The organism is Parabacteroides caecihominis (assembly GCF_023656785.1).
GTDB classification, from domain to species: domain Bacteria; phylum Bacteroidota; class Bacteroidia; order Bacteroidales; family Tannerellaceae; genus Parabacteroides; species Parabacteroides segnis.
In genome coordinates this window covers 36118-52783 of sequence record NZ_JAMOKS010000002.1, presented here as the reverse complement: position 1 = coordinate 52783, position 16666 = coordinate 36118, and the positions used below count along the sequence as shown (strand labels likewise).

At 45.8% G+C, this 16666-nt stretch carries 16 protein-coding genes; 7 read left to right on the top strand and 9 right to left on the bottom strand.

Annotation, left to right across the window (positions count from 1 at the left end; genetic code table 11):
- Window positions 1-11: 11 nt before the first annotated feature.
- From NBH14_RS01380 to NBH14_RS01355, 7 genes are all read left to right on the top strand, one after another.
- Window positions 12-521, top strand: coding sequence for a cyclophilin-like fold protein (locus tag NBH14_RS01380; protein ID WP_186961270.1), 510 nt, complete (start codon window positions 12-14; stop codon window positions 519-521).
- Window positions 522-679: 158 nt separating this feature from the next.
- A complete protein-coding gene (locus tag NBH14_RS01375; protein ID WP_250817110.1) occupies window positions 680-1645 on the top strand; it encodes an alpha/beta hydrolase in 966 nt (321 codons plus the stop codon).
- A gap of 43 nt (window positions 1646-1688) precedes the next feature.
- Complete coding sequence (locus NBH14_RS01370; protein WP_186961272.1) at window positions 1689-2387, top strand: flavodoxin family protein; 699 nt, start codon at window positions 1689-1691, stop codon at window positions 2385-2387.
- A gap of 26 nt (window positions 2388-2413) precedes the next feature.
- Window positions 2414-3280, top strand: a complete 867-nt coding sequence (locus NBH14_RS01365; protein WP_128132784.1) for a DUF3737 family protein — start codon at window positions 2414-2416, stop codon at window positions 3278-3280.
- The gene (locus NBH14_RS01360) at window positions 3277-4446 is read left to right on the top strand and encodes a MalY/PatB family protein (RefSeq protein WP_186961285.1); all 1170 of its coding nucleotides are present in this window, start codon (window positions 3277-3279) and stop codon (window positions 4444-4446) included. Before NBH14_RS01365 ends, NBH14_RS01360 begins: the two co-directional genes overlap by 4 nt.
- A gap of 56 nt (window positions 4447-4502) precedes the next feature.
- On the top strand, window positions 4503-4634 hold the full coding sequence (locus NBH14_RS28640; protein WP_255502363.1) for a hypothetical protein: 132 nt from the start codon (window positions 4503-4505) through the stop codon (window positions 4632-4634).
- A 110-nt stretch (window positions 4635-4744) separates the two neighbouring features.
- On the top strand, window positions 4745-5458 hold the full coding sequence (locus NBH14_RS01355) for a dihydrofolate reductase family protein (protein WP_186961273.1): 714 nt from the start codon (window positions 4745-4747) through the stop codon (window positions 5456-5458).
- On the opposite strand, the gene NBH14_RS01350 is transcribed toward NBH14_RS01355, so the two are convergent.
- The 9 genes from NBH14_RS01350 to NBH14_RS01310 form a co-directional block, all read right to left on the bottom strand.
- Window positions 5455-6564, bottom strand: coding sequence for an alpha/beta hydrolase family protein (locus NBH14_RS01350; protein WP_186961274.1), 1110 nt, complete (start codon window positions 6562-6564; stop codon window positions 5455-5457). The genes NBH14_RS01355 and NBH14_RS01350 overlap by 4 nt on opposite strands.
- A 9-nt stretch (window positions 6565-6573) precedes the next feature.
- On the bottom strand, window positions 6574-7173 hold the full coding sequence (locus tag NBH14_RS01345) for a hypothetical protein (RefSeq protein WP_186961275.1): 600 nt from the start codon (window positions 7171-7173) through the stop codon (window positions 6574-6576).
- A 5-nt stretch (window positions 7174-7178) separates the two neighbouring features.
- Window positions 7179-7673: an RNA polymerase sigma factor gene (locus NBH14_RS01340; RefSeq protein WP_128132787.1), complete on the bottom strand. Its 495-nt coding sequence runs from the start codon at window positions 7671-7673 to the stop codon at window positions 7179-7181.
- 233 nt (window positions 7674-7906) lie between these two features.
- On the bottom strand, window positions 7907-9394 hold the full coding sequence (locus NBH14_RS01335) for a UxaA family hydrolase (protein WP_436277990.1): 1488 nt from the start codon (window positions 9392-9394) through the stop codon (window positions 7907-7909).
- Entirely contained in the window at window positions 9394-10833 is a 1440-nt protein-coding gene (locus NBH14_RS01330) for a tagaturonate reductase (RefSeq protein ID WP_186961276.1), read from the bottom strand. Before NBH14_RS01330 ends, NBH14_RS01335 begins: the two co-directional genes overlap by 1 nt.
- A 7-nt stretch (window positions 10834-10840) precedes the next feature.
- Window positions 10841-13360: an alpha/beta fold hydrolase gene (locus tag NBH14_RS01325; RefSeq protein WP_186961277.1), complete on the bottom strand. Its 2520-nt coding sequence runs from the start codon at window positions 13358-13360 to the stop codon at window positions 10841-10843.
- A gap of 67 nt (window positions 13361-13427) precedes the next feature.
- The gene (locus NBH14_RS01320; protein WP_186961278.1) at window positions 13428-14444 is read right to left on the bottom strand and encodes a zinc-binding alcohol dehydrogenase family protein; all 1017 of its coding nucleotides are present in this window, start codon (window positions 14442-14444) and stop codon (window positions 13428-13430) included.
- A gap of 21 nt (window positions 14445-14465) precedes the next feature.
- Window positions 14466-15719 (bottom strand): L-fucose:H+ symporter permease, encoded by a 1254-nt coding sequence (gene fucP, locus NBH14_RS01315; RefSeq protein WP_186961279.1) that lies wholly within the window; start codon window positions 15717-15719, stop codon window positions 14466-14468.
- A 22-nt stretch (window positions 15720-15741) separates the two neighbouring features.
- Window positions 15742-16665 (bottom strand): amidohydrolase family protein, encoded by a 924-nt coding sequence (locus NBH14_RS01310; protein WP_186961280.1) that lies wholly within the window; start codon window positions 16663-16665, stop codon window positions 15742-15744.
- Window position 16666 lies beyond the last annotated feature (1 nt).

Here is a 16666-nt window from a genome sequence, read left to right as displayed (position 1 = left end):
TATAAGGTGAGATGAAATACTATTTGATGGTTGCCTTTATGGCATTCTCCTTATCAGTAAACCTGACATCGTGCAGTCCGGATGACCCCATCGGAGAAACAAAGCAACCGGAAACTCCAAATGAACCGGATGATAATAATGGTAATACAGACAATCCTATGAACAACAATTTTAAAATATCAATCGGAGAAGTATCCTTCAATGTGACGCTGGAAAACAATGCAACAGCTACGGCTTTCAAGGCATTGCTCCCAATGACAATAGATATGTCCGAAATGAACGGCAATGAAAAATACTACTACCTGCCGGGCAGCCTGCCCACGGCTTCTTCCAGTCCGGGAACTATTCATACCGGCGACCTGATGCTCTACGGCTCAAGTTGTGTGGTGCTGTTCTATGAAACCTTTTCAAGCTCGTACAGCTATACACGAATAGGTAAAGTGGATACCCCATCCGGATTATCAGAGGCTGTCGGAACAGGTAATGTAAGCATAACTTTTGAAATACAGGATAAAGAATAAATTAAGAATGACAGGATGAAAGCAACATCTTCAAAACGATTTTAATGAAACATCTGAAAACAAAGTATATTATGAGTATAAAGACAATTATTGCAATCGGACTGTTAGTCATAGGTACAACAACCGTTGCACAAACAAGTAAAACAACAGAAGTAAATATGGAAAAGTTGGGATTGACACAGGAGTGGGACAAGACATTCCCGCAAAGCGACAAAGTGTTGCATAGTAAGGTAACCTTCCGCAACCGTTATGGTATCACGCTTGCCGCAGATATGTATGTTCCCAGGAATGTCGGGGGCAAACTTGCAGCCATTGCCGTAAGCGGTCCATTCGGTGCTGTGAAAGAGCAGTCGTCAGGACTTTATGCACAGGCGCTTGCCGAACGCGGTTTCCTGACCATTGCTTTTGATCCTTCGTTTACCGGTGAAAGCGGAGGGCAGCCTCGCAACATAGCCTCACCCGACCTCAACACGGAAGATTTCAGTGCCGCAGTGGACTATCTTGTAACACATAATGATGTGGATGCCGAACGTATCGGTATACTTGGCATTTGCGGTTGGGGCGGCTTTGCCATCAATGCAGCTGCCAACGATACACGCATAAAGGCTACCATAGCATCTACGATGTATGACATCGGCCGATGCACCGCCAACGGTTATAATGATAAGATGACCGCCGATGAGCGATACAAGATGCGTGAGCAACTGAATGCCCAGCGCACCGTCGATGCCAGAAACGGCACCTATCAGCGCAATGTCATGAACCCCCAACCCGCCGATGATGCGCCGCAGTTTATGAAAGACTATTATGATTATTATAAAACAGAACGCGGTTATCATCCCCGCTCCATCAACTCGGGTCTTGGCTGGAATATGACATCGACTTTGGCATTCCTTAATGCCCCCATCCTTGCTTATAGTGATGAGATACGCAGCGCTGTAATGGTCATTCACGGTGAGAAAGCACATTCGCGCTATATGGGTGAGGATGCTTTCAAAAAGCTGAAAGGCGACAACAAGCATTTGCTTATCGTCCCCGGGGCAGTCCATACCGACCTTTATGACAAGATAGACATCATTCCTTTTGACAGGATCGAACAGTTTTATAAGGAATATCTGAAGTAGAATTGCAGGTTTGTCTATGAATGATTTATGATAATGAAAAGAGATGGAGAGACGAAAATTTATAAGGAATACATTAATAACGACGGGAAGCCTGTCATTGGGCGGTGCAGCTATCCATCGGTTTCTGAATGATAAAGAATCGGCAGATAGTCCGCTCCCTCTTGCTGTAGAAAAAATCCACCGGGGAAATGGTAAAAATGTACTTGTTTTAATGAGTGCGGGAACAAGATTTGGCAACACGGATCGTCTAACGGACGCTTATATCAAAGGGCTGGTGGAACGGGATCACACCATTACAAAAGTGTATCTTGGGAGCATGCGACTGGAAGGTTACAGGGGATGTGGAGTTTGCCAGCGTAAAGCCGCCCATCGTTGTGTGGTGCAGGATGGAATGCAGGATATTTATCCTCTCTTTGCTGAATGTGACACCGTAGTCATGGCATCTCCCCTTTATTTTTGGACGATCACATCACGTCTGAAGGCTTTCATTGAAAGGCTTTATGCCATCTCTGTCGATGACAAATATCCCTCGAAGGATACCGTCCTACTCATGACTGCCGGTGATGACACACCCACCACTTTTGATGAGCCTCTACGCTATTTCCACATCATTAGCCAGGTGATGGGAGGAAACAAGAAGGGAATATATTGCGCCGGTGGTTGTACCGGATGTGAAAAATTAGCACGTGAGATAAGTAAAGAACATCTTGACAATGCCTATAGAATGGGATTGGAATTATAAAATGAATAACGAAACAATTAAATATCATGGAAATAATTAAAAACAAAGAATTCGGAGGCGAACGTCCTCTATTCGCTGCACACGACTTGCAACTGGAAAATGTAACCATTCATACAGGCGAGTCCGCACTGAAAGAATGCAGTAATATCATTGCCGTGAACTGCCGGTTTGAAGGTAAATATCCTTTCTGGCATACTAATGGCTTTATTGTAAAGAACTGTCTTTTTACGGAGGGAGCACGAGCTGCCCTGTGGTATTCCCAAAATCTCCAAATGACGGATACGGTAGTAGAGGCCCCGAAGATGTTCCGTGAAATGGACGGAATCAGGTTGGAAAATGTACAACTTCCCAATGCCCTAGAAACCCTATGGCATTGCCGCAACGTGGCACTGAAAAATGTACAGATAGACAAGGCCGATTATCTATTCATGCACAGTGAGGATATCCGTATTGAGAACTATAGTCAGAATGGGAATTATTCTTTCCAGTACTGCAAAAATGTGGAAATCCGCAACGCTGTTATCAACTCGAAAGATGCATTCTGGAACACGGAAAATGTAACGGTATACGATTCAGAACTGAATGGAGAGTATCTAGGCTGGCATTCACGCAATCTTCGGCTGGTGAATTGTAAGATTTCAGGCACACAACCGCTCTGTTATGCCCATAATCTCATTATGGAGGATTGCATAATGGGTGATGATGCCGACCTGTGTTTTGAATATAGCAGTGTGGATGCCACTATCAACAGTCCTGTTCATAGCGTGAAGAATCCGCGTGCCGGTATTATTCTGGCAGAGAGTTACGGTGAGATCATTATCGATAGAAATATCAAAGCTCCTGCCGACTGCGAACTGAAATTATGGGACAACAGAACTTGCTTCAGCGCATGAAATATGTTTTCGATAAAATAACTCCCCGGCGTGCTACCAACTCCTACAAATGGGATACGGCACACGACGATGATGTTCTGCCGATGTGGGTTGCCGATATGGATTTCCGTACGGCTCCCGCTGTGGTGGAGGCTCTGCGCAAACGGGTGGAACACGGTATCTTCGGTTACACAAAAGTGCCTCCGGCTTATTATGAGGCAATAACGGATTGGTTTGCCCGGCGGCACGGCTGGCAGATTGAAAAAGACTGGATTATTTATACTTCGGGCGTCGTACCGGCATTGTCAGCCGTTATCAAAGCACTCACCGTTCCGGGAGACTGTATCCTGGTGCAGACGCCGGTTTATAATTGTTTCTTTTCTTCCATCCGCAATAACGGTTGCGAAGTAATGGAGAATCCCCTTCTTTATATAAACGAAACGTACCAGATTGATTTCGCCGGATTGGAGCAAAAAGCTTCTGATCCGAAAGTAAAGCTGTTACTTCTTTGCAACCCCCATAATCCGGTAGGCAAAGTCTGGACCCGGCAGGAACTGACACGTATCGGTGAGATCTGTCTCCGCAACGATGTGATTGTTATAGCAGATGAGATTCATTGCGAGCTGGTTTATCCGGGACATACCTATACTCCTTTCGCTTCTATCTCGAAAGAATTCCTGATGCATTCTGTCACATGCACATCTCCAAGCAAGGCGTTCAATCTGGCAGGACTGCAGATCGCCAATATTATCTCGGCAGATGAATATATGTGCATGAAAATAAACAAAGCCATCAATATCAACGAAGTTTGTGATGTGAATCCGTTCGGAGTGGAAGCACTGATGGCCGCTTACAACGACGGGGAGGAATGGCTGGAAGAATTAAAACATTATCTGGCGATGAATTACAATTATCTGAAAGCCTACTTCAATGAGTACCTCCCGGAATTCCCTGTGGTGATACTGGAAGGCACATATTTGGTATGGGTGGATTGCTCGATACTGAAACGGCGCTCGAAGGAGATAGTGGAAATACTTCTGAAAGAAGAAAAGCTTTGGGTAAATGAAGGAAGCATGTACGGTGAGGCGGGTGAAGGTTTTATCCGTCTGAATATAGCTTGCCCCCGTCAGGTGCTGATAGACGGTCTGGACCGATTAAAGAGGGGCCTTAAAGAGACAATGATCTGATATCATTGAATTTGCACACACTATACCGTAACGTAACTCAAGTAAAAAAGACAAAGATGGAAAGAAAAGATGTTGTTGACGGGAACCTGGCAGGCATTATTATTGCCTATTTCCTGATCTATGTTGTTTGGGGGGCTACCTATTTCTTTATAGGTGTAGCATTGAAAGAGTTGTTCTCTTTTCAATAAGGACCTGGCAAATGTTTCACTTAGTGGTGTATCACTTGCAGGTTGGCTTTAAGAATAAAAAACGTTTCATTTTAAAATAATAATTTCTTAGATACATTATAAAATCAGATATGGATAGACCTTATATTTTTTGTCACATGCTGACATCCCTTGATGGGAAAATTATGGGGAATTATATGGAAATTCCCGAAGGAGAACAAGCTGCCCGAGAGTTTTATAACATAGCTTTTGGTAAACAACCTTATTACAAACATCAGGGATGGTTGTCCGGGCGAGTTACTACAGACGATAATTTTACGTTCTATGAAAAGCCTTTGCTTGATGAAGATGCACCGATTGTTCCCGAAGGTGACTTTGTCGCAAGGAAAAGCGATATGTACTATGTCTCCATCGACCTGTCCGGAAGACTTGGTTGGAAATCGCATATGCTGACCTATGAAGATACTGTCGCAGAAGTGATTGAAGTCCTGACATCACAGACAAGTAATGCGTATAAAGCCTTTTTGCGCAAGCTCGGCATTTCTTATATCATTGCCGGTGAAGATAAGTTGGATTATGAAATCTTGTTGAGCAAACTAAGAGAGTTGTTTAATATAGAAATGCTTATGCTTGGCGGTGGTGGCGTACTCAACTGGTCTTTTATTCAAGCTGGCTTTTGCGATGAGTTAAGCATCGTTATCGCTCCGGCTGCCGACGGCTCAAGGGAAACCCAAACTTTGTTTATGACAAAAGATAATCTTACGACCGACCTGGCTAAAGGTTTTAAGTTATTGGAAGTTATGCCGCTGGAAGGAAGCTCTGTCTGGTTGAGATATAAAGTCTAGATTTCTTTTGCCACACTAAATAGTAGGCTAAATCCTTCGGACCATTTTTTATGAATCAACCAATCTTGAAAGTTCAAATCGTGATTGTGTTTTTCTAAAACATGTATGTTCAGGTTTGTTTTATTACAAACTTCGAATCGTTCCTGTAAGTCATAAACACCTTCTACCGGCACATTTGCATCTTCCTTACCATGAAAAATATGTATAGGTATATTTAGTCGTAACAATCTTGTTTTGTTCGGTTCAAGTTTAAAATGGCTTTTAAACCATTGGGGAGTTATATTAAAGTAATTACTTCTAATCCACAGCCAATCATTGTTGGTTACTCTTTTTATTAATTCTCCATGGAACGGCATGCGCATTTTTTCAATGTCATGTATATCAATGACACCGTTTTTTACTATATCCAGTGAATCAAATGGCATATTTTGGAATATATAGGTTTTATGCCGGATAACCGTTTCCTCCTCTGCTTCATATTCTTCTTTACTGATAGCTTTATCTCCATCTTTGTCGAAAACGGAGTTTGCCATTGTCATTACCCCATGTCCTTTATTTTGCCATAAGATGATATCATACATATTTTCATGGGCATATCCATGTAGTAACAGAGCGTCTATATGCACGACTTTTCGTTCTGCAACGAGCGATGCAATAATAGTACCCTCACTCATTCCATAAAGGATAATTTTGCATGCTGTAAAGCGTTGGTCTTTTTGGAGAAAAGAAATCATAGCTTCTATATCTTCTGCTTCCTGAACAGGCGTATATTTCGCATATTGGGCAGAATCTACTTCTACAAATAAAGGTGATATTTCGCCAGTTTTACACCCTCGACGGTTATAAGTAAAAAACGCCATTCCTTCATTGCAAAAGCCATTTGCAAGCTCATCGAAAAAATTGAATGTTGGTCTTTTGGTCAGATAAGTAGTAGGTCCCGTACCAGAAATACAAAATATAATTGTTTTTACTTCATTCTCTGGCAGGCAGAGTCGAGCTTCAATTATTTCTCCGTCATTTAACGGGATTGTCTTGATTTCCGGAATAAATGCAAAAGTGCTGCTGCTTAGCAAAAATAGGAATAGGCTGATAATAACTTGTTTCATACGTATATTTTATTTGTTTGAATCTTCCAATTGTTTATAGAGATCTTTTAGTTCATGAAGAGTTTTTTGATAATTTCGGTTTAGGGAACGTCCTATTATCAATAGATAAATAATGATTCCGAGCGGAATAACGATGACGGTCAATATGTGTGGAGTTACATTTGCCACTATTTGATATGAGACATAAAAGCCTATGGCACATAGAAAAGAGCAACAGTATATAACCCAATTGTATTTGGTACTAAACTTTATATCTTTTTCAATTTCTTTTATTCTATACTCCAACCATGCTTTTACAGGCTTACCATTCGTATGTTTCCTCATTTTGTAAGCTGATCGTTCCCAAAAGAAATAAGAAACAGAGGTTATAACAAATGCAATCATATCAATAAACATCTTTCCTATACTTTGTTCTCTCAAAAACAATGTTATGATAAGAAACACAATTACAGCAATGATAATGAGCCGAAAAATAGTTCCGGGATATATTGCCTTGATTGATTTTCTTACAGATTTAACCACCATTTCGCTTAGCTCTTCCTCGGAATATGGTTTCATATCCTTTACTGCTTCTGTTTTCCAAATATCTTTAATGTCATTTGTTTCCATAGGGCTTACTTCTTTAATTGTTTTTGTAATCGGTTCTTTAGCCTGTGAATTTTCATTCCGATGTTGGAACTGCTCATTCCGACTATTTCAGCTATTTCCTCATAACTATAATCTTCCATGTAAAGCAACATGATCGATTTATCTATTTCATTCAGTTTATACAGAGCGTTTATAAGCCTTTGGTAGTTCTCGTTCTGTTCTTGTTGCTCATTGGGAGTGGCCATCTCCATATCGAGCGCAGAATCAGAAGCATCGCAAAACTCGATCCGGCTATCCTGTCTGATCTTTGAAATAGAAGTGTTTATAGCTACTGCATAAATCCATGAAGCCGGTTTCTCTTTGTTTTGTAACGATGGGAAAGAACGCCAAAGCTGATAGACGACTTCCTGGAAATTATCCTCTTTGTCTATTTTCGACTTAAAATATATCTGATTCACCTTATGGATAATTCCTTGGTAAGCAGACAATATCTTTAGAAATTCTTTCTGGTTTGACTTCATTTGTTTGAACTTTATTATATAGTCGGAGAAAAGAGGTTTTTATAACAAAGTTGATGGAGAAAATGTATTTCTTTTATATATAAGACTGAAAGTAGTCAACTAAAAACGTTAACATACACAACTAAAAACGTTAACATACAGTGTTAAAAGTGTTTCACCCTAATGAAACAGTAGTTTCTATATGAAGAAACATTTGTTTCATTAGGGTGAAACACTTTTTATATGCTAGCCGCTTAGAGAGTGACTCCGGATTTGAAGATGGCAATTTCCCGGTATCCTTTCTTTTCGTTGTTTACGAAACGGCCTCCGGCGACCTCCAATATGAATCGGATAAACTGCTCGCTGAGGGTTTCCATCGATTCACCTTCCACCAACGTTCCGGCATTAAAGTCAATCCAGCCGGGTTTGTTTTCCGATAGAGCGGTGTTTGTCGATATCTTGACAGTGGGGATAAACGTGCCGAAAGGTGTTCCGCGTCCGGTGGTGAAGAGTACCATATGGCAACCGGAAGCCGCCAGAGCTGTGCTGGCTACCAGGTCATTGCCCGGGGCGCTTAACAGGTTCAGTCCGCGGGTGGTTAGCCGGTCTCCGTACATGAGGACATCTTTTACTCCGGATTTACCGGACTTTTGCGTGCATCCCAATGACTTTTCTTCCAGTGTGGAGATTCCTCCGGCTTTATTTCCCGGCGAGGGATTCTCATAGACCGGCTGCTTGTTCTCCAGGAAGTAGGCTTTGAAATCGTTAATCAGACGGACGGTTTTGTTGAATAACTCTTCTGTCGCGCAACGGTTCATCAACAATGTTTCCGCACCGAACATTTCGGGGACTTCCGTCAGGACGGTTGTTCCTCCCTGTGCAACCAGGAAGTCGGAGAAGACACCTAGCAACGGATTGGCCGTGATGCCGGAGAAACCGTCCGAACCACCGCATTTCAGTCCGACGCGCAGTTCGCTCATGGGAATGGCTGTCCGTTTATCGGCCGAGGCGATTGTGTATAATTCCCGCAGGATATTCATTCCTTCTTCGTGTTCATCCTTTACCTGTTGGCAAACCATGAAACGGATACGTTCGGTATCGTATTCTCCGAGAAATTCGCGGAAAGCATCCGGCTGATTGTTTTCACACCCCAGTCCGACGATTAACACGGCGCCGGCATTCGGATGCTTCACCATGTCACGTAATATCTTACGGGTATTTTCGTGGTCGTTGCCTAATTGTGAACAACCGTAATTATGGGGGAAGGCGACGATGGCATCGACGTCTTTTCCTGAAGTTTCCTGCCGGAGCGTTTCTGCCAGTTGGTTTACGATGCCATTCACACAGCCTACCGTAGGGATAATCCATATCTCGTTACGGATTCCCACATCGCCGTTCCTGCGGCGGTAGCCGTTAAAGGTCAGACCTTTGTCGGGAATGTCCAAAGTCGTGTCCTGCGGTTGCCAGGTATAGTCCTGCAAACCTTCCAGATTTGTTTTGATATTTTTCTCGTTTACCAGGGAGCCTGTGGGTATATCCTTCCGGGCATGTCCGATAGGGAAACCATATTTGATGATGGACTCGCCTGTTTTAAAGTCTTGCAGCGCCACTTTGTGACCGGCCGGAATTTCTTCGCGGACAGTGACAGTGGTGGTTCCGACAGTTATATTATCTCCTGCCGATAGCGTATCGACGGCTACGACCACATTATCGGCAGGGTTTATTTGGATCTGTTTTTTCATCAGAGAATCTCTTTTACGACTTCGCGCATTCCTTTTTCCTGAATGGCATCCAGGTAGTAGACTATTTTATCGGCCAGGCCGGGTATTCCGTTCAGGTCTTCTCCCCAAATCTCTTCTGCTGCCAGGATTTTACCGGCAACTTCCCGCGTGGAACCTGTCGCCCAGAGGGTTTTCATCAGGGAGATGTTTTTGGGGGCGTCATTCGGAACGATTGCAGTTCCGTCTGTCCGGTAGCCACCTTTGTAGTAGGTTAAAATGGCTGCCAGTCCCAGGACGAGCCCTTCCGGAAGTTTTCCTTTCCGTTTCAGATATTCTTTCAATCCCGGCAGGTCGCGTGTCTGGAATTTTGGGAAAGAGTTCAGCATGATGGAAGTAACCTGATGGTCGACAAACGGGTTGTTGAAACGTTCCAATACATCGTTGGCGAACTTTTCCAGTTCCGCTTTAGGTAGGTTCAGTGTTTCCATTAGTTCCTCGAACATTACCTTACGGATGTATTTTCCGATGACTTCATCCTGACAGGCTTCCCGCACAATGTCGATTCCTGAAAGGAAGGCAACCGGTGACAGGACAGTGTGCGGGCCGTTCAGCAGCGTCACTTTCCTTTCATGATACGGCGCTTCGGATGGGACAAACAGGACATTCAGCCCCGCTTTGTCGGCAGGAAATTCGTTGGCAATCTCCTGTGGCGCTTCGATAACCCATAGATGGAATATCTCAGCCTGCACCACCAGGTTATCGTTGTATTGCAGTTTCTCTTTGATCGCGTCGATGTCTTTGCGGGGGAAGCCGGGGACGATGCGGTCGACTAAAGTGGCATAAACGTCGCAGGCTTCTTCAAACCAATTCCTGAACTCTTCACCCAGTTGCCATAAGTCGATATACTGGTAAATCGTTTCCTTCAGTTTGTGTCCGTTCAGGAAGATGAGTTCGCAGGGAAAGATGATCAAGCCTTTGCTTTTATCTCCGTTGAACGTTTTGAAGCGGTGGTATAATAATTGAGTTAGTTTGCCGGGATAGGAAGCTGCCGGAGCATCCTCCAACCGGCAGACCGGGTCGAAAGTGATTCCGGCTTCGGTCGTATTGGAGATGACAAAACGCATTTCCGGTTGTTCCGCCAGCCGGATGAATGCCTCGAAATCCGTGTAGGGATTCAGTGAACGGCTGATCACGTCGATCAGTTCGAGACTGTTGACGGTTTCGCCTTTATCCAATCCCTGAAGGTTGACATGATACAGGTTGTCCTGCTTGTTCAACATATCGACCATTCCTTTTTCAATAGGCTGGACGACTACGACATTGCTGTTGAAGTCAGCTTTTGCATTCATATTCCAGATAATCCAGTCTACAAATGCCCGGAGGAAGTTACCCTCGCCAAACTGTATGATGCGTTCCGGCCGGGTGGTGACCGGAACGTTTTGTTTATTTAATTCTTTCATTTTACTTTTATCTATTTACGACGAAGTTACGTATCTGGCATTCCGTACCGAGTGAATCGGGATTCTTGTCTTTCGAGATGCGAAGTACCAGTTTATGGGTTGTGTCATCTAATTCTGTTTCAAACATATATACCCAGGGGATATAAAGATATTTGCTCCATTGAGTGAAAGTATCCAACTTTTTGAACGGGGCACCGTCGATACTGTATTCAAGGATGCCTGCTGTCGGACCGGGAGTACAGAAGATACCGATTGCCTTTCCTGTGAAGTCGAGTGTCAGTTTGTCTCCGGGACGGGTTGCTTCGAGCATCGGTACGTCTGCGAATCCTCTCCGTTTTTCGTATTTGTTGTCCGCCCGCCAGGAAGGAACGTATTTCCAGCCTCTATTCAGCTTCGCTTCTTTCAGGTCGATGAAGTCACCTTTGTAATAACTGTATTCGTCGAGCGGTTGTTCCGGAATCTCATGGGCAACCACCGGGCTGTCGGGAGTTATTCCTTTCCACATGCTGTCGAACAGGTGGTTGATGGCTGCGGCATAGAATGTATGTCCGAACGGGAGCGGATGGGTTCCACCGAACTGTTCCCAGGTGAACTCGCCATCCTGCATCCGTTCGCCTATTTCCTGCACGAGGTTGACTGACGGGATGAGGTAATGGTTGGCTACCCGTTCATGGTTCAGGACTACGTCCGGCTGTTGCTTTTTCGCTACCATCGGGATAAACGGGTCGTAGATGAAATGCAACATGATAATGTCCATTTCAGGATTGCTCAGTAACGCATGACGTACTTCGCCTTCCATGCCGCGCACCTGTTCCAGTGGGGTAAAATAGTTTGTATGGTCGTTTACGGCTGCTTCAACGAATAGCAAATCTATCTTTCCTTTCGACAGCACGTCATTTTGCAGGCGGAAAGATCCCGGTGTCGTACCGGTAGAACCGATGCCGGCTTCCACGAACTCGAATGTGGTGTAGGGGAAACGTTGTTGCAACTGCTTTTCAATCCTGTTCTTCCAACCGTTCATCTCCGTAATGGAACCGCCCAAGAAGGCGACGCGGCCTTTACGTTCTTTCTCAAACTTGACGAATGAGTTTTGCAGGCTGCCGCGCACATTGTAATGCAGGTACTTTTCATATTCCGGCTGATGGCGGAGGATAAAGTCCACGACAGGTTCCGGGTTTTCGAGGCTGTGCGGATGGTGGTCCACACCCGGTTTGATAATCACTTCAACCGGTCCGCCCAGTGCCAGGTAACGGGAACGGACTACGTCCATATTGTCTTTGAAAGGAACCACCTTGTCTGCATCTCCGCAAACGCTGATGATAGGGATACCAGCTTTAGCTAATGGTTCCAGGTTGTCAATCGGGTTGCCTTTGAATGAATTCATGTCTTCGTCCGTCAGGTTCCATTCCTTCAACAGGTCGTTCCATAATGCTGCATTTTTTCTTCCCGGCCAGCTGAATACGTTGCAGACGGGAGCGTCGATATAGATACAGGCTATTTTGTCTGTATTTTTGGCAGCCCAGTTCAAAGCATACAGTCCGCCACGGCTGAATCCTTCCAGGGTTACTTTCGGTGAAAGTCCGTAATAGTCTTTCATGTAGTTATAGAAGTCCGTACCCCATGCAACGGCACGCGGGTTGCCGTAACAGTGTGTCACATCATAATAGGCAACATGGAATCCTTTTTCCAGCAGGGCCTTATCTACGCTGGGGAAAGCGTTGAAGAAGGCGGGACGCCAAATCCATGGGTTCCCTTTGGCTGCCTGTTTCGGTACAACGACGATTGCGTCGCGTCCTTTGAACTGAAAGTCGTAACGGTCGCATCCGTTCCACTCGCTTTTGAAACCGGGAAAGGCCTGCATCCGGTGGGATGATTCCTGTCCGGTGATTGCCTTGTACACTGTTTCTGCAATCTTATGTGCTCCGACAGGGTCGGGATGCACGTTGTCAGGAAAATGCTCTTTCATACCGCTTAGAGCCGTATGTAAATCGATGACCGGTAATTTGTTTCTTTTCGCAACCTGGTCGATTACAGGGATAACGCCATGTTCGATAATACTGTCGTTAATACTGTACTGTACCTGGTAGGCTTTGGGTGGATAACACAGGTAGATTTTCGGCTTGGACGATATCGCCTTGAAGGCGCTGACCATTGTCTGAATATCCTTGGGCAGGTCTGCCTTGTATTTCCAGTTGAACGATTTGGAATCGTTTGTTCCCAATTTGATAACGACGATGTCCGGATTGTACTTTAAGGCATCCTGAAACATCTGCTCTTTCATGTACGGATGATCGCCTTTCATCAGCATGGTACGGGCACTGAACCCGAAGTTGCGGACTTCATAACCCCGTCCGAGCATTTGCCCGAGAACCGACGGGTAACTGTCACGGTCGCGGTTCGCAATACCAGATCCGAAAGTAATACTGTTTCCTACACAAGCCACCCGAATCACTTCGGCAGCCTCCTGCGCCCAGCCGTTCAGGCCGGCGATTAAAATAAATACAATTAGATTGATTAGCTTTTTCATGGTAACTTATCTCGATTCATGATTATTGTTAGAGAAACCTTGCGAAGGTAATGAATTTTTTGATATCTCAGAACTCTACAAGAATACGAAATACTTTCCCCGGGTCGGCACTCCATTCCTGCATGGCTGTCAGCGCCTCTTCGGGTGTTACTATTCTGGAAATTAAGTCTTCACGCGGACAACTGCCCTGTTGGAGATAACGGACTACGGCCCTGAAATCTTCTGGCAGTGCATTGCGCGAACCTCGTATATCCAGTTCTTTCTGCACGAAGTATTTGGTCTGGAAAGTCACTTCGCTTTTGGCATAGCCGATGCATACCACCCGGCCGGTGAATGCGACTTCATTCACTGCCGTTACATATGTGGCTGGACTTCCAACGGCTTCGACAACTACGTCCGGTCCCAGCTCATCCGTCATTTCCAGCAAACGTTCATGCACATTCTCCGTGCGTGAATTGATGGTGTAACGGGCACCGATGCGTTTGGCCAGTTCCAGCTTATCATCATCCAGGTCCATCGCGATGACGGTAGCTCCCCGCAAGGCGGCACGTACGATTGCTCCGCAGCCAATCATTCCGCAGCCGATTACCAGGACTGTGTCGATATCGGTTACCTGTCCGCGGGAGACGGCATGGAAACCGACGCTCATCGGTTCAATCAGGGCACAGTCGCGGGGAGAAATGCCGGCTGCCGGAATGACCTTCTGCCAGGGGAGCGACAGGTATTCGCCCATGGCGCCGTTGCGTTGTACGCCGAACGTTTCATTATGTTCGCAGGCATTTACCCGTCTGTTGCGGCAGGCGGCACATGTACCGCAGTTGGTGTAAGGGTTGACGGTTACGCTCATGCCCGATTCGAATCCGGCGGGGACGTCTGGGCCGACAGCTTCGATTACGGCTCCGACTTCATGTCCGGGAATGACTGGGAGTTTTACCATCGGGTTACGTCCCAGGAATGTGTTCAGGTCGGAACCGCAGAATCCGACAAACTTGATTTTCAGAAGAACTTCACCGCTCTTTGCTTCCGGTTTCGCTATATCGACCACCTGCAATGCTGAGGGAGCGGGAATTTGTATTGCTTTCATATACATTATATATATTATAAATTAATCGACTACTTTATAGCCTTTCCAGCCGTAGTAAGCACAGAAGAGGAAGCAAACCAGCGGAATGAGATAAGCGGTATAATAGATAGCTTCGAAATGATGCATCACGTAGGCTGTCAACTGGGGCAGGCAGGCGTTTCCTACAATCGCCATGACAAGGAAAGCCGCTCCGCTCTTGGTGTTGTCTCCCAGGTCTTTCAGCGCCAGCGAGAACTGTGTCGGGTACATGATCGACATGAAGAACGAGACAGCCAGCATGGCATACAGTCCGACCGTGCCGCCGCATAATGCAATCACGCCACAAAGTACGACATTCAGCAGGGCATAGACCAGCAGCATATCCTGTGGACGGAATTTAACCATCAGCAACGTCCCTATCCAACGCCCCAAAAGGAAGGCCAGCATGTACAGGCCGAAGAAAGTCGTTGCCACGGATTCCGATAGGCCGGCATAACTGCAACAGTACACCAGAAACAGGCTGTTGATGGCCGTTTGTCCCCCGTTGTAAAAGAATTGTGCAATCACTCCCCAGCGCAAATGCGAACGTTTTAATACGCTGAAATCTATCAGCTTTCCGTCTTTGTCCTTTCCGCTGTGTTCCTCATCCTGTATCCGGGGCAGTTTGGAGACGATGAATACAACCGCGATGATGATTAATAAAAGTGCTAATATAAGATACGGTTGCTTCATCGAATCCGTTTCAAACTGTATATAGGCTTCCCAGCCGCCAGGATAATCGACGGGCAGCGTGGTCCGGGTATAGTGTTCTCCGCTCAATACCAGCTTACTGAGAAACATGGCGGCAATAAATGCGCCCAGCCCGTTGAACGACTGGGCCAGGTTTAGCCTGCGCGGTGCAGTCTCCGGATTCCCCAGAGCCGTGACATAAGGGTTGGCAGCCGTTTCAAGGAAACACATGCCGGTTGCAATGATAAAGAAGATTGTCAGGTATGCCCAATATTCTTTCAGCATGGCTGCCGGGAAAAACAGTAATCCTCCGAAAGCGGCCAGCAACAGTCCGAAGATGATGCCGGCCTTGTAGCTGTACCGCTTCATGAACATGGCAATCGGTATCGGGAAGATAAAGTAAGCCAGCCAGTAGGCCGTTTCGGTGAAAGAGGCTTCGAACGTATTCAGTTCGCAGGTTTTCATCAATTGCCTGATCATGGTAGGCAGCAGGTTGCTGCTGATTGCCCACAGGAAGAAAAGGCTGAATATCAGTGCCAGTGGCAAGGCGTAATTCTTTTGTTTCATACTATATAGTGTTAGGGTGTGTTTACTCGGACATGTTTTTAATATAAGGTAACTCTATTAGCCGTTCGAAGCCGTAGAAGGCGGCGGCATTTTCTCCCAGGAAAAGGTCTTTCTCCCGTTCCGTCAGTTCACCGGTTTTCAGGATAAAGTCGTACGACATTTTATAGGTAATAGCCGTAATCGTTCGGGGATAATCCGAACCCCACATCAGTTTATCCATGCCGACCAGGTCCGCTGCCTCGCGTATCGCTTTGACGGCCCCGTGGAAAGGATAAAACTCATCGTTGAATAACCAGGTAATACCTCCGGATTCAATACGTACATTCGGGTAACGGGCCAGGCGAATCTGCGCCAACCAGTTCGGCCGGGTAACCATACCGAAATGTCCGATTGCAATTCGTAATCCGGGGTATTCCTGTATCACCTCTTCTAATTCACCGGTCTGGACGTCGCCATCGGCCAAATCGACGGAGAGGAGCATATCATTGGTTTCCATAAAATGGAACATTTCCATCATCTCGTTGCAGTTCAGCCAGACGCGCCCTTCTTCGAGCAACAAGCGTTGGGCGGGAATCTTGATTGCCCTGAATCCGCGTGCCGCCAATTCACGTGCCTGTGCCAAATAGCCGGGACGGCGAAATTCACAGAGGCCGCATACGAAGAAGCGGTCCGGGTACTGCTTAACAACTTCCAGCAGATAGTCATTTTGCAGGCCGTCGATATACTCCTGCGTGATGACGGCAGCCGAGACCTGGGCATAATCCATGTTTGACAGGAATATCTCAGCCGTGTTCCTGCCGTCGGTGATAAACGGAGGAACCATCTGCCGGATTTCGCCCATGAAGAGCGAACGTCCGTTGGTCAGCGTCCGTATCGACATCCCGTCGACTACCGTGTCCTGCCGGAGCCAGAGATGTGAGTGGGCATCTATAATTTTTCTGTTCATG